Annotated in this window: 21 protein-coding genes; 2 read left to right on the top strand and 19 right to left on the bottom strand. The window is 33.2% G+C overall.

The features are described 5' to 3' along the window. Window positions 1-6: 6 nt before the first annotated feature. From ABGT36_RS03050 to ABGT36_RS03040, 3 genes are all read right to left on the bottom strand, one after another. The gene (locus tag ABGT36_RS03050) at window positions 7-744 is read right to left on the bottom strand and encodes an esterase family protein (protein ID WP_300082701.1); all 738 of its coding nucleotides are present in this window, start codon (window positions 742-744) and stop codon (window positions 7-9) included. 2 nt (window positions 745-746) lie between these two features. After that, on the bottom strand, window positions 747-1934 hold the full coding sequence (locus ABGT36_RS03045) for a carbamoylphosphate synthase large subunit (RefSeq protein WP_346676772.1): 1188 nt from the start codon (window positions 1932-1934) through the stop codon (window positions 747-749). 123 nt (window positions 1935-2057) lie between these two features. Further along, entirely contained in the window at window positions 2058-2777 is a 720-nt protein-coding gene (locus tag ABGT36_RS03040; protein ID WP_346676771.1) for a prepilin peptidase, read from the bottom strand. 130 nt (window positions 2778-2907) lie between these two features. Here ABGT36_RS03040 and ABGT36_RS03035 point away from each other — a divergent pair, with 130 nt between their 5' ends. Both ABGT36_RS03035 and ABGT36_RS03030 read left to right on the top strand, forming a co-directional pair. Beyond that, on the top strand, window positions 2908-3768 hold the full coding sequence (locus ABGT36_RS03035) for a glycosyltransferase (RefSeq protein WP_346676770.1): 861 nt from the start codon (window positions 2908-2910) through the stop codon (window positions 3766-3768). 17 nt (window positions 3769-3785) lie between these two features. Beyond that, window positions 3786-4583, top strand: coding sequence for an HAD family hydrolase (locus tag ABGT36_RS03030; RefSeq protein ID WP_346676769.1), 798 nt, complete (start codon window positions 3786-3788; stop codon window positions 4581-4583). Window positions 4584-4612: 29 nt separating this feature from the next. Here ABGT36_RS03030 and ABGT36_RS03025 read toward each other — a convergent pair whose 3' ends face one another. The 16 genes from ABGT36_RS03025 to ABGT36_RS02950 form a co-directional block, all read right to left on the bottom strand. Next, window positions 4613-5236, bottom strand: coding sequence for a hypothetical protein (locus ABGT36_RS03025; protein ID WP_346676768.1), 624 nt, complete (start codon window positions 5234-5236; stop codon window positions 4613-4615). Continuing rightward, a complete protein-coding gene (locus ABGT36_RS03020; protein ID WP_346676767.1) occupies window positions 5226-6500 on the bottom strand; it encodes an AAA family ATPase in 1275 nt (424 codons plus the stop codon). Before ABGT36_RS03020 ends, ABGT36_RS03025 begins: the two co-directional genes overlap by 11 nt. A gap of 227 nt (window positions 6501-6727) precedes the next feature. Continuing rightward, window positions 6728-7897 carry a BTAD domain-containing putative transcriptional regulator gene (locus tag ABGT36_RS03015; protein ID WP_346676766.1) on the bottom strand — a complete coding sequence of 390 codons (1170 nt, stop codon included), beginning with the start codon at window positions 7895-7897 and terminating at the stop codon, window positions 6728-6730. Between the two features lie 29 nt (window positions 7898-7926). Then, the gene (locus tag ABGT36_RS03010) at window positions 7927-9324 is read right to left on the bottom strand and encodes a polysaccharide biosynthesis tyrosine autokinase (protein ID WP_346676764.1); all 1398 of its coding nucleotides are present in this window, start codon (window positions 9322-9324) and stop codon (window positions 7927-7929) included. Between the two features lie 5 nt (window positions 9325-9329). Next, on the bottom strand, window positions 9330-10700 hold the full coding sequence (locus tag ABGT36_RS03005; protein WP_346676763.1) for a polysaccharide biosynthesis tyrosine autokinase: 1371 nt from the start codon (window positions 10698-10700) through the stop codon (window positions 9330-9332). A gap of 10 nt (window positions 10701-10710) precedes the next feature. Next, a complete protein-coding gene (locus ABGT36_RS03000) occupies window positions 10711-11523 on the bottom strand; it encodes a hypothetical protein (RefSeq protein ID WP_346676762.1) in 813 nt (270 codons plus the stop codon). Beyond that, window positions 11520-12254 (bottom strand): CpsB/CapC family capsule biosynthesis tyrosine phosphatase, encoded by a 735-nt coding sequence (locus ABGT36_RS02995; protein ID WP_346676761.1) that lies wholly within the window; start codon window positions 12252-12254, stop codon window positions 11520-11522. The genes ABGT36_RS03000 and ABGT36_RS02995 overlap by 4 nt, the downstream gene beginning before the upstream one ends. Window positions 12255-12265: 11 nt before the next feature. Beyond that, on the bottom strand, window positions 12266-14020 hold the full coding sequence (locus ABGT36_RS02990; RefSeq protein ID WP_346676760.1) for an ABC transporter ATP-binding protein: 1755 nt from the start codon (window positions 14018-14020) through the stop codon (window positions 12266-12268). Window positions 14021-14022: 2 nt separating this feature from the next. Continuing rightward, the gene (locus ABGT36_RS02985) at window positions 14023-14469 is read right to left on the bottom strand and encodes a S24/S26 family peptidase (RefSeq protein WP_346676759.1); all 447 of its coding nucleotides are present in this window, start codon (window positions 14467-14469) and stop codon (window positions 14023-14025) included. A 31-nt stretch (window positions 14470-14500) separates the two neighbouring features. Beyond that, window positions 14501-15337: a hypothetical protein gene (locus ABGT36_RS02980; protein WP_346676757.1), complete on the bottom strand. Its 837-nt coding sequence runs from the start codon at window positions 15335-15337 to the stop codon at window positions 14501-14503. An 8-nt stretch (window positions 15338-15345) separates the two neighbouring features. Next, complete coding sequence (locus ABGT36_RS02975) at window positions 15346-16515, bottom strand: nucleotidyltransferase family protein (RefSeq protein WP_346676755.1); 1170 nt, start codon at window positions 16513-16515, stop codon at window positions 15346-15348. Between the two features lie 2 nt (window positions 16516-16517). Next, entirely contained in the window at window positions 16518-17381 is an 864-nt protein-coding gene (locus ABGT36_RS02970) for a metallophosphoesterase (RefSeq protein WP_346676753.1), read from the bottom strand. A gap of 72 nt (window positions 17382-17453) precedes the next feature. Continuing rightward, the gene (locus tag ABGT36_RS02965) at window positions 17454-19004 is read right to left on the bottom strand and encodes a hypothetical protein (protein ID WP_346676752.1); all 1551 of its coding nucleotides are present in this window, start codon (window positions 19002-19004) and stop codon (window positions 17454-17456) included. A 365-nt stretch (window positions 19005-19369) separates the two neighbouring features. Further along, complete coding sequence (locus tag ABGT36_RS02960; protein WP_346676751.1) at window positions 19370-20368, bottom strand: glycosyltransferase family A protein; 999 nt, start codon at window positions 20366-20368, stop codon at window positions 19370-19372. Between the two features lie 111 nt (window positions 20369-20479). After that, window positions 20480-22303: a polysaccharide pyruvyl transferase family protein gene (locus ABGT36_RS02955; RefSeq protein WP_346676749.1), complete on the bottom strand. Its 1824-nt coding sequence runs from the start codon at window positions 22301-22303 to the stop codon at window positions 20480-20482. Further along, window positions 22296-22916, bottom strand: a complete 621-nt coding sequence (locus ABGT36_RS02950) for a DUF1919 domain-containing protein (protein WP_346676747.1) — start codon at window positions 22914-22916, stop codon at window positions 22296-22298. Before ABGT36_RS02950 ends, ABGT36_RS02955 begins: the two co-directional genes overlap by 8 nt.

Below are 22916 nucleotides of genomic sequence, written 5' to 3'. Positions count from 1 at the left end.
ATCCCCCTATAAAATATGATTTAAAAAGTATGGTAACTGAACTTGCCACCAGTCCCAATCATGGTTAACATCATATCCCCAAAAATCGATCCAGGCAGGAATATCTTTATATTCCAATAATTCTTGCATCCGACGAGTTGAATAAATCATTTCATCTTCCCAAGCACCTTGACCACAACATAAAATAATATCACAATGACGATACATTTCTACATATGGATGATCATAAGACATTCCTTGCAAATATTGAATCGGGCTATTGTTGTACAATCTTTCATCATGATAATCCCCAAAGAATAAATCACTATCATAATAACCACTTAAACAAATACACCCTTTAAAAACATCAGGCCGTCTAAACATAAAATTACAAGCATGGCTAGCTCCCATTGAACAACCTGTTGTATAAATTTTTTGACCAGTACCATTAATTTCAAAAATCCGTGGCACTAATTCATCCATAACATAATAATACCATTGTTCCATCATATAAGTACGATGATTATTGTCGCCACCTTCATCAGACCAGCATTCGCTATCAATACTATCTAAACAAAAAACCTGAACTAATCCGGCATCAATTTTATCTGCAATAACATTAATCATCCCAAAATTTTCAAAATCAAAGAAACGTCCATCTTGAGCTGGAAATACTAATAAAGGAATCCCCGCATGTCCATAAACCTTATATTCCATATCTCGATTTAGACAATTACTATACTCTTTATAATATTCAACTTTCATTTCTAAACCTCCTTCAATACTTTATCAACAAAGTCATGGACTTCTTCTAATGTTTCAAAGCGAGCTGTATAAGTATAATTACCCATTGCTCCTGATAAAATATCGGGCATTCTTTCATTCATTAAAATATGTGAACCATACATTGCCATTAAAGCATCATTATTATAATAATATTCTTTACCATCTCTTCGACCACAGTATACACAATGATATGGACGATTAGTATAATAATCACTATGGTTATAAACAACCATATCAGCATAGATATTATAAATATCAATATCATTAGCCCAGTCCATCATATCTGGCGTATATCCTCCAGGTGGCCGCATATTAACTTCTAATCCGACAAAATCACCTTTACTACCAAGTCCTGGCCGATCTTCTAATAATTGGAAGAATTCACAGTGAAAGAATCGTGCATTTAATGGAAATTCTTTAACAACACTGCGACCTAATTTTTGTAATTGTTCTGGAATCTGACGCAATGAATAATAATGCATACCAGTATTATTATTAACTACATCCATAATTGAATTTGGAAAAACATGGCTAGTTTCAAAAATCACTTCATGATCTTTATTAGCTAAACCATCATATGAAATGATCAAGCCATTAACAAACTCTTCCATAATATATTGAGTAATATGATCAATTTGATAAAATTGTTCTAATTCTTCATAATTACTAATTTTATATGTAGCTGCTGCCCCAACACCATTATCTGGCTTAACGATAACTGGAAAACCTACTTCTTCAACAAACTTCTTCCCATTTTCTAAAGTATCAACTAAATGATAACGAGCTGTTTTAACTCCAGCTTTTTCATAGTAAGCTTTCATACCAGATTTTGTTTTGAAGATTTTAGTAACATCTTCTTTCATTCCGGTATTAATATTAAAATCTGTTCTTAGACGAGCATCTAACTCTAACCAATATTCATTATTAGATTCAATCCAATCAATTTTTCCATATTTGCTTGCAAGATAAGCAACACAACGATAAACATGATCATAATTTTCCATGTTATTTACATAACAATATTCAGTAACTGAATTTTTTAATTCTTCGCTGATATGTTCTTCAGGCATATCCCCGATTGCTAAAACATTGACCCCATGATTTTTCATTCGATCACAAAAATTCCAATAATTTTTTGGAAACATCGGTGAAATAAACAAAAAGTTCATAAGTCCCCTCCTTTTTTTATTTATCTTAACATGATTATAACATATATCTAATTTATATAGCAAAATAAAATCGATAAAGCCGAAATTTTGATATAAAAATTTATTATTTAAACAATAAATCATTCAAAAAATAAAAATATTATCATATTGCAACATAAAAAAAATAGCACCGGTTAAAAAAGGAGCAAAAGGAATATAGCTGTGCATGGTCGTTTTCTTTAATAACAATAAAAATAATGAATAAACACCCCCAGTAATAATCGCAATCATAAAAGCTATAATAATATTATTAAATCCAAGTAAAATACCAGAAACAAACATTAATTCAATATCACCAATACCAAAACCATCTTTAATAAATATATTGATTCCCATCATCAAACTGCTTATTACTAAACTACCAGCAATCATATCTAAAATATCAAAGCTTGTTAATAAACGATAAATAATCGTTAATATAAATAAGATAAAAATCGTGATATCATAAATATTAAATGTTTTTAGATCAATTAAAGCAATTACAAGTAATAACATTGATATAAAATAAACAATGATCATTTTATAAAAAACATATTGATAAAAACAATAAACGAATAAAATACCACCAATAACTTCAATAACTAAATGACTAATCCCAATCTTCTTTAAACAATAACGACATCTTCCTTTTAAACAAAGATAACTAACAATCGGTAATAAATCATACCATGATAACTGATGATAACAATTAGGACAATAACTCCTTCCTTTTATTATTGATTCATTTAATGGTAATCGATAAATAACAACATTAAAAAAACTACCAAAACAAGCACCAATAAAAAACAAAGATATCCAAAACATAATTTTCCTCCTATTTTAAATATTTATATAAATATATATCCTGGAAAATTAATAATTACTTTTATAAAGTATAAAAAAGAATATTTATATATGTTAAAATAGTGATGAATTTTAAGAAAGGATTACTATTATGAAAGATGTACTTAAAAAAATATCTCATGGTCGTTTAGAACCATTATTTTATATTTTATATAAATTATTTATTAATTTAGAGTATCGTATTTTAACAATCTCCTGGTATTTAAAAGGACTACGTAAACCTAATCAAGAAGATATTGACTTAGTTGTTGAAAATGTCACATTTATCTATAAATCATTTGAAAGACAGGCAATGGCTAAAAAACTATATCAAAATATTCAAAAATACTATCCTAACGCTAGAGTAATAATTAGTGATGATAGTTTTAAACCATTAGAAATAAAAGGCCAAAACTTAAAAATAATTCATTTACCATTTAATAGTGGTTTAAGTAAAGGCTTAAACGCAGCATTAAACGAAGTAACAACACCATATGTAATGCGCATGGATGATGATGAATTATTGACATTACGAAGCAATATTGCAGATGAACTTAGATTTTTAAAGCAGCACCAAGAAGTTGATTTAGTTGGATTTGGGGTTTTATCAACACCTAAATGTGAAGACCCTAAAAAAAGCTCTCACTTATATTATAAACAATTAATGCAAGAAGCTTTAAAACCATTAAAAATTCCACATTTAACTAAAATTGATGAAACTCATTTTGTTGTCGGTAAGACTGCAAATATCTTCTTAGCTAGAAGTGATAAATTAAAAGAAATTGGCTGGGATGATAATATTCGTATTCTTGATCATAATGAATTTTTTGTCCGAGCTGCCGGTAATATCGTTAGTGTTATTAATCCTACTACCGCTATTTTTCACTATCACAATCAATTTGATAACAACTACCAGCAATATCGTAGTGATGTTCAAAAAGATCGCGATTATATTCGTAAAAAATATTCTTAAAGACAAATGGAGAGTTTATGAAAACAGTTGTTAGTGATTTAGATGGTACTTTATTAGCTGATGGTAGTCTTAATAAAGAAACAATTGCTGTATTAAAAGAATTTCAAAGTAAGAATCGATTAGTTTTAGCTACAGGAAGAAATTTTGAAAGTGTTAAATGGATAGTTGATGAATTGGAAATGGAAAAGTATCAAACTGGTGCTTTGATATTAATTAATGGTTTAGCTTTTTATGATTTTAAAGACCGTGAATATATTTATTTAAATTCATTTGATTTAAAGGAAGTAAAAAAGATCATAAAAATAGCCTATCGCCTATTTTTTAGAGTTACTGTTGTTTGTCAAAAAGAAAGAATTACATTATCAAGTCTTTATGATAAAATATTTTATATATTGCGTTATTTAATTAAACATAAACCCATTCCTAAACAAAATAATAAAGCTGTTTACAATCAAGTAGAAAAAATTGAACTAGGTGGTACTATCTTTTTCAACTTCTTTTTTAAACTATTAAAAAAACGGCTTTATAATTATGAAGTCGTACGCGTTAGTCAATATTGGATTGAGATTTTACCAAAAGGCACTAATAAACTAGATCAGCTTAAATATTTAGTTAGTAAATATCATATTGATCAAAATGATTTATATGTTTTTGGTGATGGGGAAAATGATATTGAAATGTTACAGTATGCAAATAATAGTTATGCACCTGAAAATGCATTAATTGAAGCTAAAAATGCTGCTCATTTTAAATGTGAATCATGTAATAATAATGGTGTTATTAAAGTTATTCAAAATATAATCTACAAAACATAAAAAAGAGCAATTTTGCTCTTTTTATGTTATTATGATACTTTATTTTTTCTTGAACAATCAATCCCAGAAATTTCACAAAATTTAGAGAGTTGCGGACAAATTTTTTCTTCAATCAACTCAAAATCCAGTTGATTTAAAAGTGCGTCACATCTTGATCCTTTAATATATGCTTTCCCCGCTTTTTTGTATAATTGTTTTAATCCTATTAAACTTTTGTAATTTGTTTTCTTTTCACCCTTTAATTTCAAATATCGACATATTCCTTCAAAATCATACAAGAAAAAATCTTCTATACATTTATTTGCAACTATATGAAAAACTTCATTTGCACCATTTTTCTTTAAATCTTTTTCTATTTTTACAGGATCAATTGGTGGATTCTTTTTTCCAATAAAAATATCGTTATCATAGCAAAGAAAAACAAAAAAATCTGTATTCTTATCATCCCTTTTGTATTCTTTAACCAATTTTTTAAATTTACTATTTAGTTTACTTTCAAATTTACCAAAACCTTTGATGCAAATATATTTAATTTTATATAACGAAAAACGATTATTGGGAGTTTTGGTCTTTAATACTTCCAAAATTTTTTTATAAAACAAATCATCTGTTTCGCCTTCTGTTACAATAAAAACTATTTTTTTATTCGACATACTTATCAATATCCTCGCCAGTACTAACTAAGTCAAATACATACTCCCCGTAGGACATATCCATTTCCTTAGAATCTCTGTATAAAGATTTAATTGCTCTTTTTTTAATTTTCTTAAATACAGCAATATCACAATCATTACTACATCCAATATATAGATTCTCTGGCGGCAAATAATCAACTAAATAAGGCGAATGACTCGTAATAATTATTTTTGTATTTTCACTTAAATCATTAATAACTTCAATATACTGTTTAAATAAAGATGGATTAATAGAATTTTCAGGTTCTTCAACACAAAATAATATAACATTATTAATATCTGCCAAAACTAAATTAGTTAATAATAATAAAACCCGTTTAGCTCCATCAGACATTTGTTTAAAATTAATTTCACATGACATATTATATTCCTTACAATATAAAAAATAAGCATGTTCGACTAATTTATACTCTTCAGGTAATTCAGGTGGTTGTGCAGGGCCTGCTAATTCAAAACGCCGCGTTTCTACTCTTTCAATCTTAGGGAACAACTGTTTATAAATGTCCATTAAATAGTTATATTTATCTAAGTATTGTTCTTTTAACTTATATAATGTTCTTGGTATGTTATCCACAGTTACTAGTTTCAAATCATCATTATTTTTTAATACTATTGGCTCGAACTCAAAAGCATCAGCACTATCTAAATGTTGATCAACATATACTTCTAAATGCTTTATCTCTTTAAGAATCTCTAAATAAAACAATTCATCATAAGCCGTAAGTTTTTCTAGTACTAATTCATTATAATCAATATTTATTTTTTTATCACATCGTCCATTTTCAGAACCCTTATATTTAGAAATATCGTATGCTCTGTTTATATATTGAGAAAACTTCGAAGACTTTTGTCTATCCTTGATATACAAATATTCCTTATTAATTCCACCACTTTCTTTTTCAGAAAGTCTCCAGTCAATTGAAAAACCGTATTTTATATCATATTCAGAAATATTATTAGTATATACGATATATAATTCAAAATTAAATCTCTTGGGATCGATATTTTTATTCTTTGGAAACCCACTTTTCCACCCAAACATATTATCTCTTACTTGATTTGAAGAAGTTATAAAATCAATCCCAAATTCAATACCTCTTAATATATTAGATTTCCCATAACTATTAATAGATAATAAACCGGTAATTTTATCAATATCTATTACACAGTTTTTTATGTTCCTAAACCCCCCTATTTTTATTTCTTTAATTTCCATTTTCATATTTCCTCCGCATATTATAACAACCATATTATACCTCTTTTATAAAAATACGCAATATTTTTGAACATATTTATCTCCTTTTGTGTTTTATTTATGATATTTTAACACTTATAAGTATATTATTATGTCGTATTATAAATTTTATATGATTGATTATTGATTTATTACAAAAGAAAATATATTAAATATTTAATAAAAAAAGCTCACCATTCTATGATAGTGAGCCATTAATCAATTTCTTTAATTTTTTTACTGATACTGATTTCAGGATGGTTTTTTTCCCTGTCAAAATATCTGATGATCCGCTCTATAGCTGTTTCTATTCCGCCTGTCTTTGGCGCCTGGATGATCAGAAAATACTGTGTCGTGCTGTACTGTGAAAAGATATCGCTTTTTCTAAGATTCTTCATCATGATATCTTTTAACCGCTGTGATTCTTCACTCATCGCATTTTCTTCACTGCTCTGACCGCTTAGCGTAAGCATCACCAGTGCCCTTTTATGATCGCTGCTTTTAGCTTCTACAAGATTTAGCTGATAGATCCTTTTGAATACATAAAAGTCGCAGTAAAATGCTCCTTTCAATGTCTCGCTGCTTTCTAAAAAGTCTTCGATGCTGATCGTATCAAGCTGTACCTGCGGTCTTTCATCAAGACATTTTTGATACAGCTCCTTTATCTGCGGTGCTGTCTCGATTCCGTAAAACAGATAGTAACTGTTCATCAGTTCCTGATAGTACTTTAATGCTCTGTCTGTTTCCTTAAGATGATAATACGCATTCATCTTTTTGATGAACAGTACTTCGTTTTCGATCCCGGCAAGATGCGGATGTCCGGTCAGTTCCACGATCTCCTGAAACCGCCCTTCGTTTTCCAGTTTATCGATGGTCTGGAAAAGTGCATCAAAGCAGTTCTTTATCAGTTTTCTGTTTAACTGTCCGATCCATTCATTATCCTGAAGCTCCGGTAAAAACGGATTTTCAAATTTATCTGCCAGCCAACAGCAGTCCCGATACTGACTGTCGGTGTCGTTTCCTTTTATTATCTTTTCGCTCAGTTCCATTATCTCTTCATAATCCACCTGGCATTTGACTGCCGGATTCCAGAAATAGCTATGCCCTTTTGACAGGATGCACGGCTCCTTTGCATACAGTTTCTTCAGATCCTTGCGGGCACGGTATACCAGGTTCCTCAATGCTCCGATCGTTACCTGATCTTCCTTATCCCCCCACAGATAGGAGATCAGCTGTCTTGACGTGATGTTTTTATCACGGTTTAAGATCAGATAGATGATCAGCAGCTCTACCTGGCGGCTTCTTTTCCCCTGCTCCGGAAAGACGTTCTTTGAATAGTTTATCTCCAGTATGCCTAAAGTTTTAACATTAAAACTTTTATACATATATCGTTTTCCTCCGTTTGTCTTGATATTTATTTATGACCGTAACCATAGCCGTATCCATATCCATATCCGTAGCGGTGATGCTCGCTGCCGAATACTGACGCTCTGGCCTGATTGATCACTGTCCCCATGATATATGGAAGATGTTCATTTAATTCTTCCAGTGAATCCAGGATATCCGCTTCGCTTGCATGATCCTGTTTGATAACGATCAGTCCGGTATCGCAGTAGCGGCTGATGATCAGTGCATCTTCCAGGATATAAAGCGGCGGTACATCCAGGATCACATATTCATAGCGTTCTTTCAATGCTCTGATCAGTTTTTCTAAAGACGGTCTCGACAGCAGTTCCGGAGCATTTTCATAGGAATCCACACCATAGATGACATCAAGCGGATAATCCTGATACTGATTGATGACCTCTTCCAGTACGTATTCCCCTTTTAAATAGCCGCCGATATTTCCGCTTAATTCATCTTCCTCCAGTATCCTTAAGACACTTGGATTTCTAAGGTCAAGATCGACCAGAACGGTCTTATGTCCCTTGTCGGCTAGTGAAATGGCGATATTGGATGCCACCATTGATTTGCCTTCATTTGGCAGGACGCTGCCGACCATGAATACCCTGCTCTGGTTCTTTTTGTTTTCCTGTTCAAACCGCAGTCTCAGATCATGAAACGACTGCCGGAACGAATACTGGATCCTTGGATTGGACAGCAGCAGTTCCAGCTGTTTTGATTTTCTTTTTCTTCTGGCATTGAGATACGGTATCTTAGTGATATTGTTTAAATGTAGGACATTTTTTACATCTTCGCTGTCGATGATCGTATGTCTGAAAATGATCACGGCAAAACTGATAACCAAACAGATAATGATTCCGATTGCCAGTCCCATGATCCCGTTACGAAGATAATCAGGATAGGCATCCGGTGCTTTAGCTACTGCCGGTGTATCCAGTAACGAGATCTCTACATCGCTCATTACCAGATCGGTTACCTGATGATAGTTGTTTAAGATACAGCTGGCTACATGGAATGCCGTTTCTCCGTCCTTTGCTGTTACATGCAGCTGCACCAGATTGGTATCCGGTATCTTGGCAAGCGATATCGATATATCCTGCAGACTGACACCTAATCCTTCCTGGATGATCTGCTGCATCATCGGTCCGGTCATCAGACCGTTGAAGGTTGTAAACATATCATCGTTTTCATCATTTGTGGCAAATATATTGTCCTGGTCCTGAGTATGTACGACAAATACAGCATCCGAACTGTATGTCGTTTCAAAGAAGAAGACTGTCCTGATCTCCATTATCGCGATCATGATCACGATGATCAGGATAAACAGTTTCTTCAGTTTTAATACTGTCCTGAAAAAGTAGTCAAGATACTTTGTCAGATCGATCTTTTCAGCATTGTTATCCTGCATGGTCATTACCTCCTGCTGTAACGGTTGTATCCATAGCGGTAACCGTAGATTTTTCGATTTCTGTTCAGATCGGCAACACTTGAATTATAGATGCAGCCGATCAGATTGTTTTTAGCCTGAACGATTCTGGTGATCGTTTCATTGATAAGGGTAAGCGGTGCTTCGTTCTGTTTTACGACCAGCAGTGAAGCATCGACCCATTCATTGATGATCAGCGGTTCATTGATCCCGTATGCCGGTGATGTATCGATGATCACAAGATCAAATTCCTTTTTAGCTTCTTCAATCAATCCTTTAAGTCTGTCCTGGATCAGTTTTTCACTGTTTTCCAGGTCCTGTTTAGCACATAAGACAGACAGGTTCTGTTTTTCCAGATAATCGATCTGGCTTTCCCAGCTCTGTTTTCCTTCTAAATACTGATTGATGCTGCGGTCGGTCCTGATCTGAAATATCTTATGCAGTGACGGCTTTCTTATATCCCCGTCGATGATCAGTACTTTATGCTGATTCTGGCTCAATGATAAAGCCAGATTGGCTGCGATCGATGATTTGCCTTCGTTTTCAACCGAACTGGTGATCATGAAAGTACGGTAGCCGTGTTTTTCAGCTGAGCTTTCGATCCGGCTCCTTAATTTCTTGACCGCTTCCTTATAGGCAAAGCTTGTTTTTAATGATGTTATTAAAATTGCATCCTTGCGGTGACGGCCCCGTTTTTTATGTTCCTTTGGTATCCTTGCAAACAGACGGCAGTCGGCCTGTTTTTCTATATCGTTTGCTGTCTTGACCGTTGGTCTTAGATAGATGATAAAAGCATAAATCAGGATAAAGACAAAGCTGATGATCACACCCAGTCTGAGGTTCCTGAAATGGCCGTTGGCTACGACCGGACTTTCGTTTAACTGTGAACGCTGCAGTACATCAAGTTCATAAGACAGATGATACTGAGCGGCATTGTTTACATACCATTCGGTAAGATACTCCAAGGAATAATAGGCTTCTCTTTTTGTCGGTGCCGTTACCGAGATATTGACGATATTGGTCTGGTTCTGACTGGATACATTGCATGTGTATTCGACATCATCGACGTTCATCTTTTCCTTGATATAGTCCTTAACGACCTGACCGTTGAAGATATAGTCTAATGTCGTGATATATGACTGGGCCTGTTCCAGCTGGCTGTAGGTATTTTCCTCTAATACCAGGGCAGCCTGCATCGTCGACATATACTCAGGTGCATATGTCAGTGTCTTGAAGACATCGACACCGATCGCACAGACCAGGATCCAGATAAACAGTATCCCTGATTTCTTTACAAGCGAGGCTGCTGTACATTCGATCTTCTGTAACAGATCATTATTCTGTTTCTGATTATTCATGTCTTACCCCCTATTGAGCAATTACTACCAGTTTGGTATAACCGGTGTCTGCTCCCTGTGAAATTCGATAGATAAATTCATATGTACCAGGTGCGGATGGATCATAATTGTTCGTTACTTCGATCTCTTCTTCTAATGAACTGTCGCTCACTCCCGCAAACGTTACATTCGATACATACTGCATCGGACGGATCGCTGTCCCGACCGGTACCCTGATCAGATAGTCTGTCAGCTCTATTTCGATATTGCTCTGACTGTTTAGATAGGTTCCTTTTAGCCGCAGCGATGAAGCAGTACCGCAGCTGTCGGTTACTGAAAAAGTTGCCCACAGTTCACTGTCATTTGTATATTCGACATTTTCGATCGCTATCTGCGATGTAAGATCGCCGTCAACGACACTGCTGGCACTGACATAATCCTTTAATGAATCATTTGATTCAAGATACTGAAAGGCAAGTGCTTTAGTGAGCGTGATCTGCGGTGCCTGATAATCGCTGTAGCTTAGCTGTCTTGTCGCTCTGATCAGATTGTCATCGCTGTCAAAAACAGCATAGGTAACCGTTCTGGTCTGGTTTTCCTGAAAAGCAGAGATGCTTTCGATAAACACCTGTGATGTAAGATCACCGTCTTCCTCGTCGCTGGCACTGACATCCTGCAGCAGCGTCGATTCTTCACTGGTCACACTTACGGTCAGCGGTGTCTGAGGTACCGTGATCTGCGGATCATGTCCGACCTTGTCATCACGTCCCTGGATAAATATAAATCCCCCGTAACCGATAATTAAAAGGATTCCTAAAATAAAATATTTACAGTTTTTCTTCACTCTTTTGTCCCCCTTATATCAACGTTCCTTAACATCTTAGCGGCATTGTCATTGAAGATCGCTTCACTGTAATCTCTGCCGTAAAGCTCCTTTACAAACTGATAGTCACGGTACATCCGGGCACTGCGATGGACCGGATGATGACCGTCGCTTCCGGCAAAGGATATTAAATGTGCTTCCAATAGATCCATGACCGTATCTCTGGCCATCATACCGTATTTTCCAAAGACACTGCCCTTGTTCATCTGCAGCAGTGCTCCTGAAGATACCAGATCCTTAGCCAGATGATCAGATACCTGGATGCTTTCATAGCGCTCCGGATGAGCAATGACCGGTATCAGATCGTTTTCTACAGCACATCTGACTGCTTCGATCATTTTTTTACCGTCGGCATCAAAGAAAAATTCCATTAATAAATATCTGGTATCATTGCATGTCGTGATCTCGTCTAAGTGTTCATAAAAGCTTTCGACCGAATCGAACAGGAACTCACAGCCAGGATACAGCTTAACAGGAATCCCGGCATCTTTGACGATCCTTTGAAAATCACTGAATAAATCTTTGATCTTGACAGAAGGATTTTCAAAATGATAAGGATAGGCCAGATGAGGTGTCAGAACGATTTCATCGGTCCCGTCACGGTAAGCCTGATCAAGCATCTGCAGAGCCTGATCGATGCTTTGACACCCGTCATCGACCATCGGTAAGATATGACTGTGTATATCGATCATTATTTCTCCTCCTAAAAATCCATTGCCATCTTGGCAGATTCTTCTTCACTTAATACCGTTAGTTTAGTATCCATGACCCGATAGACCCTCTGACACATATTTAAGACGCTTGGACGATGGGTCGTTACTATACATGTCTTATTTGGATGATTGATCATGATATTATTTAATACTTTTCTTTCGGTTGAAACATCTAAGGCACTCGTTGCTTCATCCAGTAACAGTATCGGTGCCTCACGCAGCAGGGCCCTGGCAATGGCAATTCTCTGACACTGTCCTTCCGATAAGCCCTGTCCCCGGGCTCCGATCTTGGCATTGATGCCTCCTTCTAACCGGGATACAAATTCATAGGCACATGCTGATTTCAAAGCTTTTATGATTTCTTCATCACTGGCATCTTCCTTGACCATTCTCAGGTTTTCAGCTATCGTTCCTGAAAAGATGGTATTTCCCTGCGGTACATAGGCAAACAGCGATCTCGTCGATGCATCAAGATGGTATTTCTTTCCCTGATAATCGATCAGATAGGCATTCCCCTGATTCGGTGTTATCAGTCCTAAAAACAGACGGATCATCGTTGTCTTCCCTTCTCCGCTCGGTCCTACCAGTGCAACTATTTCTCCCGGATTAGCCTTTAGATCAGATGAAACTAATACATTTTTATTCTGTATATATGAAAAATAGACATCCTCCAGTTCTAAGGAAAATCCTTTATCCTGGATCCTGTCTAGATATTCGCTCGTTTTGATATCAAGCGGTTCCTTTGGCAGGAAGATGATCTCCATCAGACGTTTGGCTGATATCGTAGCACTGATCGTTAACGGGATGATCGATACCAGTGCACTGAACGTCGATGAAAGACGTCCTGACTGCTGTAAAAACAGCGTCATCTCTCCATAATTGATTGCTCCGCTCCATAGCCGGTATACTGCCCAGCCGTAAAAGCTGAAGCTGACCACCATTCCCAGCAATGAAATAATAGTATTGTATTTGATGCTGAACCAGTTGTATTCCAGGCTTACATCCTTGAATCTTTTCTGGAATCCTTTTAAACGGTCACTGAACAGATGCACCAGACTGAATGATTTGATGGAATCGATATTGCTGAAGGTCTCTGTTTCAAATGCCATCATCTCGCTGTTCATTTCCTTGACCTTCATATCGTATTTTCTCAGTCTTGACATCATTACTTTTGATGACAGCAGCATGATCGGCATATTGGCAAGTGTTAAAAACAGCATCGTTGGATCATAGTACAGGATCAGACACAGTGTCGCTACGAAACTGAAAAAATTGATGATCAGGTTCGGTACCCATCCGATGGCACTGTTGGCTACTGTTCCGACATCGCTGCTGAATCGGTTCAGTAAGTCCCCGCCATGATATCTTGACAGATCAAGCCAGTTGACCTCGATTATCTTATCGAAGATATCAGCCTGGATCTCGTTCTGGATCCGGATATTGATCTTCAGTGTGATCCTTGACATTGCCTGATTGAAAAGCAGACTGAAAAGCGACATCGATACCATCAGCACTGCCATCTCAAGAGCCCGGTTGGTCTGGATCCCTGTTACGATATTGATCAGCTCCTTGCTGGCAACAGAACTGATCAGCGACATCACGGTAGAAAACACACCTAAGATCGTATAGAATACTATTTCCTTTTTATAGTTCTTTCCGTAGGAAAACATCCATTTGATCTCTTCCCACATCTCCTTGATACTGCCGTCCTTAAATTTCTCTATCAGCATTTTTATTGATTCCATATCTATCTTCCTTTATTAAAAATTCCATATAATCTTGCTAAAAATGCCCGGACAGGTATGATCCTTATCCATACCCGGGCAAAGAACTCCCACCAGAAATCTCCTGGTCCGATCATCTTCCCTTTCCTTTTTACTTTAGTTACCGTTGCAAATATCTGTCCTTCATCTATAGGTCCTTCAATGTCTGTCTGATTGTCACCGACAAAATAGTACTGATTTCCCTTTGTCTTATAAATACGGTGGACCACATACTGTCCGTTCTTCCTTTGAAAAAAAGCAATATCACCCTTGCGAAGCTTTCTTTCCGGTTTTTTAAAGTAGATCACATCACGTTCATGGACCACAAACGGTGCCATCGAACTTCCAAGGACATGCATATTGACTTCTCTTCCTTCATCTACTAAACCTTTCAGTATCGTTATATACTCTCTAGTGTCTAACTTGTTCATTTCACTCACTTCGTATTTTCTTACAGATTTATCAGAGCCTGCTTAAATAAATGTCTAAAACATCTATTGCTTCCCGGCTGACAGTACAGCTCAGATTAATGATTGGTATTTCTTTTATTAACTGTTCAATAAATTTTAAAGCATTATCCAGGTATTCCTGATTATAGTAATTAATCGTTATTTCTTTGATCAAACGTTTTGTTTTTTCAATACCGGATAACTCCTTTATCTCATTTATCGGACCCTGATCAAGCATTACAATGGCTTTTAACGGATATCTGCGGTTATGACAGATTTCGGATGAACCGCAAACAGGCCAGCCATTAGCAAAGAAACAATCATCTTCTTTTGATAGTAATGTTCGATCACCATTGATGATTTCTGCATCACGGTATTTCTTCCATAGATCTGCCTGTGTACTTTTTCCAGTACCGCTAGGGGCACTGAACAAAACTGCCTGATTCTGATAAACAATATAAGAGCTGTGTAAAACATAGTTTTTATACTGATTCATTCTTCTTTCTAACGAAAGCATTGAATTAAAAACAGTATCGATATTCAAAAAATTAACATAATCCCGATGAAAACTTATCATTGTATGAGCTTCATCGGTTTCCTCACATTTAGCATAGAACCTGTCATCCATAGGAAATGAAAGATATCTGGTTTCTAAACCGTTTACGTTTTTTATTTTTATTGTCTGCTTATTAACATTAAAATCGCTGTCATCCAAACTGATCTGATCAGCAATATTTATATGATAATGATACTTCGGCAATTCATCAGTTTTGAATTTTAATATATTTACAGGCATCATCGATTCCTTGATACCTGTTATTTCAAAAATAAGCTGTCCTATCTTATACATAATAACCTCTATCTAATTACTTTGTATTTTTTTAACAGTTCCACTCTCTGTCTGCCTACTTCAATTGTTTTCTGGCTGTTTTTTGATGAATTGTTCTTTTTATAATTCAGTATCCTTGATAAATAAGCAGCCGGTAACAAAATCGGATACTTATTTAAATATTTATATTTTGACTGCATTTCTTTCAGTGATGGAAAAATACTTTTAATAACCGATGTTTTTCCATTTCCAATTGTATTTAAAGTAATCGTTGCTGAATGGATCCGTTCTGATGATGATTGACCAAAAATACCGGCATCCATGATATCATCGAACAGATCCTGATAATCATTATTATCAATATCATCCGGTACTTTGATCTTTGTATAATCAAATTCCAGATGATCATGAGCTAAAGCAAATAAACTAATAATTAAAATATAAATATTTAAATCTTTTAAAACAGCATACAGTCTGTCCCAGTCGATCCTATTTCCATAGGCTTCGCTGTACATGACGATATCAGCCACCTGTCTGATTCCGACCCCGCCATGAAAAAAGTGCTTTACAAAATGCAGGATCAGAAATAATAAATGCTGACTGTATTCTAATGAATAAACATTTACGCCATCTATCTGATGAACTATGCATTCATCAAATGCATGATCAAAGTATTTCTGATAGTTTCCATATGCTTTTGATTCCAATGAAAAAAGAGCTGTATGCAGCTCTATTGATAATCCGGAAACCGGATCTATAAATGTTGTGACATCATTGCTTTCCAAAACGACAGCAAAATTATTTTTAAGCAGGATATCTTTTGTTTTTTCAAACTCTTCCTTTTGAACATATAAATCTTCATCATTTGACTGACGGTTATCAGGGTGCGGATATAATGAGCGGCAGATCAATCCCTTGACAATCAGTACTTTTAGATTCTGGTTTAGAAACTGTTTATACACCTGAAGCATTTTCATTGTCTTTCTGGTCTGGATAACATTGATCTTAAATGTCTGACTTTTCCAAATTTCTTTCAATTCCATTGGAAAATCACCAAAATTATAAATCTGATTATAAATCAGAGCACTGATCTGATGCTGGTTCGCTAAATCAAATAACTTCTGATAATCTAATTTTATCGATTCAGATGCACGATTTAAACGAGCATCTTTTAATAATGTAACCAATTCACTGTTCATAACTACCCCTCTTCTGCCTTTAATGTAATCGAAACTATTTCCGGTGGATTATTGAATCTTGGAAACTTTTCATCGCTGCTGCTTATTCCTCTGGTAACTATCATATCCATATCCTTTAATTTATAGTGACCGTAATCAACTTCCGGGACCCATCCCAGTTCCGGTGCATACAGACCGCCCACATATGGCAGGATCACCTGTCCGCCATGATAATGACCGCTGACAACTAGATCAAAGTCCCATTTATAAGCCTTGCCAAAAATAAAACTGTCAGGACGATGGGCCATCATCAGTTGGAACGACGAAGTCTGTTTCATTTCAGTCAGAAAACTGTAGACATCGCTTTTCATCGTTGCCTGATCGATATCACCGGTTTCCTGACTGAATGCATAATCATACATACCGCCGATCCTTATCATATTCCCGTTTACTTCGATATCCTGATATTCCTTATCCAGTACTTTAGCTCCGGTATTTTTTATATCTTCTATCAGATCTTTACTGTCAGGATATTCCAGTTCATGATTGCCCAGGCTCATATACACATCAGAGATTTCTGATAATGAATTTAAAAATTCAATAGTACTTCTATCTGATTCTGACTCATTATCGATTATATCGCCGACACACAGGATGATATCAGGTTCCAGCTGTTCAATTCTGTTTACGATTTTATCCTTTACTTTGCAGTGCTGGTCATGTACATCAGCTATCATGACTATGTTTACATCATTATTTATCTTGGCACTTGATATCTCATAATCAGTAATTACCACTTTATAGTATGAGATATAAATAAAATAGCACAAGATTAAAGATATACAAACAAAAATAGTTATTAAAATGTACATGATCTTTTTCTTCATAGTTTTCCTTTCCAAAGTTAAATTAAAATATTTTAATTTAACTAATTCTATACTTATAGATATTATACATTATCAAGGGAATATAAAACTTTTAAAAATCTGCTTAATATTTATTATAATTTCCTTTAATTTTTTGAACTCAGGTGTATTTCTAAAAAATAGATAAAAAACAATATTAGCAATTATACTACAACTTATTATTTCTAATAATACCTTTATTAATAGTGGAATATTTACAAATAACATAAATACAAACATACAACATATTGCAGCTATAAATAGAACTAATATATAGTATAAATATTTTTTTATATACAATTTAGGAGATTTTTTAAAGCCATGTACAAATACAGCATATGGATCATACCATATACTAGTGCAAAGTCTCGCTACAAAAGTTGCTGCTAATATTCCAAAGACACCAAAATACTTACCAAGTATAATTGAAAATATAATATTAATTATTCCCGTTCCAATTTGAAGAGTACGACCATATCTAAATAATCCTAATGTATGCTTATAAGTCCAAACGGCATTCAACATACCAACAGTATAAAAATTAACTGACATAATAAATGGTATTTCTATTGATAAAACATATTCTTCCCCAAAACATAAACGAACTATATCACTCGAACAAAATATTATCCCTAATGTAGCCCATCCAAAAATCCAAAAATTCATTAAATTCATAAAATTGAACATTTTAAATTTTCTGTCTTCTGATTCAGTAACGTTATGATTTCCAATACTTGCTGTCAAACTATTAAAAACCTGTCCCAATAATGAATTAAGAGTATTAATGAGCAAAGTATAATTTGATGTGATTCCTGTTGTTGCTAATCCTTTAAAAAAAGTAATTAAAATATTATCAGTACTATTTACTAATAGACCAGATACTTTATAAACTGTTAAATCCCTAATATCCTTGAATAATGATTTTTTTTCATCTTTCGATAACGGTTCAACATTTTTATTAGTAATACACGGATATCTTATTACAGCAACATGCGATACTGTTAGATTATATATTATGGTACCTATTGTTTGTATAAGAATATATGCCATATAATTATGTGTAGTAACAAGTATAATCATTTGAAAAATACTTTGTAATATTGTAATGATATAATTAATACCTACAACAATATAATTCTGTTGTGCTGCAATAAGCAAAGAACTTCTATAACTATAAAAATATGTAATTACAGTATTAAATAAATTTAAAAGATATAAAACATAAATACTTTCTGTAATATTAGGTTGTTCAGTGATAATAATATCTAAAAAAGGCATAAGACATATACCTACAACACCAATAATAATACCAATAACTTTATATGCAGTACCATATACTTTTACCAAAGACGCAATCTTATTCTCATCGTTTTCAGCCAACGGCTTATATAATGCATAAACAATTGCTCCACCAACACCTAATTCTGCTAAAGAAAGCATTGATAAAATATTAGTAAATAATCCATTTACCCCTAAATAGTCAGCAGCAAGGCATTGTACGAATACCATTCGGCAAATAAAACCCATAATAGTATTTATAATATATCCACCTACTCCAGCTATGATATTTAATAATGAATATTCTGTACGTGAACGACTTTTCATATTTTCTTCTATAAAGTGACTTCCATCAAGATATAAACTTGTAATATTATTTATTCAACTACTTCAACAAAAACACAAAAATACCAAAGAAATTCAATAGCAATTAATTATTCTACTTTATAAATTGATTACCACGTTTCACCTCAAAATTTAATGACTTCTAATGTAAACTAATATTTTTACATATATAACTTTACAACTTTTTTACATCTTTATTAATTAGGTATATTTTCTTATTTTAAATCTAATTTGTACTTTCGATAATACCTTGATTTTGTCTACTTAACAATTTCTCCTTTCATTTTAATTCTAGCTTTTCGTTATTTTGATTTATTTAACATCGTTGCCCTCGATTGATTATATTTTTAAATATCCCAATATTGCCAATTATTCATAAGCCATTCATAAGCGCAAAAACTACGCTTTTTTAAAACTCTTTCTAACTCTTGTAAAGCTTTTCCGATATTAAATTTTCTCTTATCAAATAACTTGAATAGAATTTCTATTTCCCAAATAAAAACAGCCCTTTTTATGTCAAGTGGTAGATTTTGTGTTCTCAACCAATTTAGGCGAACTTGACATAAAAATGCCTCTAAATGAATTCCATAACCTCGTTTTAGTGATTCATCAAAACAATATAATGTCATATAAAAAGTGTCTAGTGATTCTTTCTTTTTTTCTAATGAAGCAGTTACACTATTTTCATTTTTTCTATAATAATATATTATATTTGGAATTGTACATACTACTTTACAGCTTGGAATCAATAATGTTGATATAATAGTATCCTCATATTGAAACCCTTCTGGAAAACAAAGATCAATCATTTTTTTTGCAGAAATAACTTTTCCCCAAGGATAACCACTAATTTGCATTTTTTTATTTTCACACTTACCTTTAGGTTTAACATCAATAAATTCTACATGCGTACCTTCTACAATATCTGCTTTTTTTTCAAAAGCAGCATCCATCAACAATTCGACTGCATCATCAGTAAGTAAATCATCAGAATCAACAAACATAATATACTGCCCGCATATGTTTTTTAAAGCGGTATTTCTTGCTCCTGCTATCCCGCTATTTTGCTTATGTATTATTTCAACTTTTTCATTCCCTTTGTAACTATCTAAAATAGCACTTGAACAATCTGTTGAACCATCATCAACAAGCACTATTTTATATGAATATTTAGTAACTTGTTCAATTAATGATTGTATACATTCATCAAGAAAATCTTGTGTATTGTATACCGGAACAATAATCATCAAATCATATTTTGGATTATACTGTACTTCTTGGTAAAATCTAGGTTCCTTTTGAGGATAAAAATCATATAGTATTTTCTTAGCTTCTACTAATGTCATATTCTCAATTTTGCCACATTTTAGGAAATACATTATATAAATATATAATTTGTAAAATAATTTTTTTATTGTATTCATATTATTTTTCCTCTAAAAACTATTAATAATTGTCTATAATTGTTTTTTCCAACGTTTAATATTATTAATCGGTATATATATATTTGTGTCAAATTCTGAATTAATTTTTTCTTCTAGTAAAACTTCTATATCTTCTCGTTCTATTACTGGCAATCCAGTATCCTTCCCGATATTTTTGGCACGATTATCAATCGAAACAACTATTGTGCGATGTCCTTTGCTTAAAGCACGAATTCCTGCATGTAATCTTGTACCCACATAATCAATACTTTCAAAATCTAAAATTTTATCATACGAATCAAGTCCAAAAGAGAGAATTTTTACATTATCTTCCATTTTTAATTTTTGAAAGTATTCTTCATCTTCTATCCCCTGCGGCCATAAAAAGACCTGCTCATAACAATCTGAAAGAATATCTAGCATAGCCTGATCCTTTTGAAGATTAATATTGTAATCAGTTATTGTACAAACAACATATTTTGCTTTAGATTTCGGAATACAAGAACATAATTCTGGTGTGATATTCCACATCGTTGGACACCCTGTATAAATCACATTTTTTATTCCCATGTTATGAAGCATTGTCTCTGAAAAAGTATCTCGTACAGAATGAAGATATTTAGAAGACAAAATAGTCATAAACAATTTTTTTGTATATAGATCATATGTTTTACTGTTAGAATCAAAGCCTACTCCCATAAGAATTGTATTTTTATATATTTTGATATGAGAATTCATTCGCCATAAACCATAAGATCTCATATGTCCAGATAAAGCATTAGTACCACACAATATTTTAATATTCGATAACATTAAATCTTCTTGTTCTCTATTTGTAAGATCACGATGAGTAGGAATATGAATTACATCATCATTAGCAAATTCTGGCGGTAACTGTTGTAAACAATTTTCCATTATAATCTGATCACCAACATTATCTCCATCATATGCCGGATCAAGTAATATAGGAGTTCCGTTTCCAATTTTTGTGTATTTAGCTATCAGTAACTCCTTATAACTTGGAATAGATTCTATTAGATATATTAACCTAGTCTTAGCCTTATTTATGAGACGTTTGGGAAGTTTCGTAAACATATACACACCTGAATATTTTTTACATACACTTTCGACCCATAAATACCTTTGAGCCCATTTTTTTCCATAACGCTTTTCTAATCGCTGATGACGTTTTAATTCATGTTTTATCTGTTCATCCATCCATGACGCTGTAAAATGATGAATAGATACTGTACGTTCAGATTTATAAATTTCGCTAGTATGAAAATTTTTAGGACAAAGTACATCTGATGCATAAATCATTATATCAAGAAATTTTTGATCTGTATTATTTTGCACAAGACCATATTTTTTTAATACTTGCGTTGTATAATGTGGTGACGGCAACATATTTAAACTTCCATCAGGATTATAAAAAGAAATATTATCATAAAAATCTCTTAACTGTTTTATAATATTATGTTGCTTAATTGCTCCAAAGCCTTGTCCACAATTTATGAAATATTCTTCAGTGCCTGTATTTTCAAAGCCAAAAAAAACTTCATTTTCTAATAAAGAATCTATATTTTTAATGATTTCAACATCTGTATCAAGATATATACCACCGTATTGATATATAATATCTAAACGAGCATAATCAGGAACAAATCCCCATTTTTTTTCATCATATGCCTCCTTCATATATTGATTTTTTTTAAAATCATAATTAGATTCATTCCATTCTCTTATTTCGTAATCAGGACAATATTTTTTCCAACTCTCAATACAATAAATAACAGATCTAGGTTTAGGTGCTCCTCCCACCCAGCAATAATGAATTATTTTTGGAATTTTATGCATTATATTTCCCCTTTCCATTTAAAAATGCTATATAATCAAAATCATCTAGATATCTTCTAACAAAAAATTTATTTTTAAAACTGATCAGAACTCCAACCCCTTTTTCATTTTCAAAACCCTTTATATAATAAGATGATTTAATTTCTGGATATATTTTATGAGTAAATATAACTTTATTTTTATATGGAAGATTATCAAATCTTTTCATACTCTCATATGTACAATTATCACCATCAATAGCTAATATATATATATTATTCCAATCAATTCTTTTTTTTCTTTCATTCCATTTTTCAACGGCTTCTTCAAAAGTTTTATAATGATTAAAACGAATTTCAATGTCACCAAGCATTCCTGTAGGATAATTAAATCTGCTATCATTATATGGTTGAATTTCTTGCTCCATATACCAACTTAAATTTTCTAAAAATTTAATATAATCATTCATATCAAAACTTAGATTTATTGTAGGTGTTCTAAACTGCAAGCCCATATCATAATATATAAATTCTCCATTACAATTTGATGAAATAATCGTTGCAGTTTTATTTTTCAAACGTCTTTTTTTTATTTCTTTATACAATCTCCACTCCAATCTTTGTATTATATTCAT

It is taken from the genome of Erysipelatoclostridium sp. An173, from assembly GCF_963931465.1.
GTDB lineage: Bacteria > Bacillota_I > Bacilli_A > Erysipelotrichales > Coprobacillaceae > Thomasclavelia > Thomasclavelia merdavium.
The sequence above is the reverse complement of the archived record's forward strand: the minus strand, read 5'-3'. Positions and strand labels throughout refer to the sequence as shown.

What these genes read in the sequence shown, in the direction of transcription:
- ABGT36_RS03035 (WP_346676770.1), top strand. Translation starts at nt 2,908, where the DNA reads ATGAAAGATGTACTTAAAAAAATATCTCATGGTCGTTTAGAACCATTA.
- ABGT36_RS03010 (WP_346676764.1), bottom strand. Translation starts at nt 9,324, where the DNA reads ATGCAGGATAACAATGCTGAAAAGATCGATCTGACAAAGTATCTTGAC.
- ABGT36_RS02985 (WP_346676759.1), bottom strand. Translation starts at nt 14,469, where the DNA reads ATGAACAAGTTAGACACTAGAGAGTATATAACGATACTGAAAGGTTTA.
- ABGT36_RS03050 (WP_300082701.1), bottom strand. Translation starts at nt 744, where the DNA reads ATGAAAGTTGAATATTATAAAGAGTATAGTAATTGTCTAAATCGAGAT.
- ABGT36_RS02950 (WP_346676747.1), bottom strand. Translation starts at nt 22,916, where the DNA reads ATGAATATAATACAAAGATTGGAGTGGAGATTGTATAAAGAAATAAAA.
- ABGT36_RS03005 (WP_346676763.1), bottom strand. Translation starts at nt 10,700, where the DNA reads ATGAATAATCAGAAACAGAATAATGATCTGTTACAGAAGATCGAATGT.
- ABGT36_RS02975 (WP_346676755.1), bottom strand. Translation starts at nt 16,515, where the DNA reads ATGAACAGTGAATTGGTTACATTATTAAAAGATGCTCGTTTAAATCGT.
- ABGT36_RS03025 (WP_346676768.1), bottom strand. Translation starts at nt 5,236, where the DNA reads ATGTCGAATAAAAAAATAGTTTTTATTGTAACAGAAGGCGAAACAGAT.
- ABGT36_RS02955 (WP_346676749.1), bottom strand. Translation starts at nt 22,303, where the DNA reads ATGCATAAAATTCCAAAAATAATTCATTATTGCTGGGTGGGAGGAGCA.
- ABGT36_RS02995 (WP_346676761.1), bottom strand. Translation starts at nt 12,254, where the DNA reads ATGATCGATATACACAGTCATATCTTACCGATGGTCGATGACGGGTGT.
- ABGT36_RS03030 (WP_346676769.1), top strand. Translation starts at nt 3,786, where the DNA reads ATGAAAACAGTTGTTAGTGATTTAGATGGTACTTTATTAGCTGATGGT.
- ABGT36_RS03015 (WP_346676766.1), bottom strand. Translation starts at nt 7,897, where the DNA reads ATGTATAAAAGTTTTAATGTTAAAACTTTAGGCATACTGGAGATAAAC.
- ABGT36_RS02990 (WP_346676760.1), bottom strand. Translation starts at nt 14,020, where the DNA reads ATGGAATCAATAAAAATGCTGATAGAGAAATTTAAGGACGGCAGTATC.
- ABGT36_RS03020 (WP_346676767.1), bottom strand. Translation starts at nt 6,500, where the DNA reads ATGAAAATGGAAATTAAAGAAATAAAAATAGGGGGGTTTAGGAACATA.
- ABGT36_RS03040 (WP_346676771.1), bottom strand. Translation starts at nt 2,777, where the DNA reads ATGTTTTGGATATCTTTGTTTTTTATTGGTGCTTGTTTTGGTAGTTTT.
- ABGT36_RS02980 (WP_346676757.1), bottom strand. Translation starts at nt 15,337, where the DNA reads ATGTATAAGATAGGACAGCTTATTTTTGAAATAACAGGTATCAAGGAA.
- ABGT36_RS03045 (WP_346676772.1), bottom strand. Translation starts at nt 1,934, where the DNA reads ATGAACTTTTTGTTTATTTCACCGATGTTTCCAAAAAATTATTGGAAT.
- ABGT36_RS02965 (WP_346676752.1), bottom strand. Translation starts at nt 19,004, where the DNA reads ATGAAAAGTCGTTCACGTACAGAATATTCATTATTAAATATCATAGCT.
- ABGT36_RS02960 (WP_346676751.1), bottom strand. Translation starts at nt 20,368, where the DNA reads ATGACATTAGTAGAAGCTAAGAAAATACTATATGATTTTTATCCTCAA.
- ABGT36_RS02970 (WP_346676753.1), bottom strand. Translation starts at nt 17,381, where the DNA reads ATGAAGAAAAAGATCATGTACATTTTAATAACTATTTTTGTTTGTATA.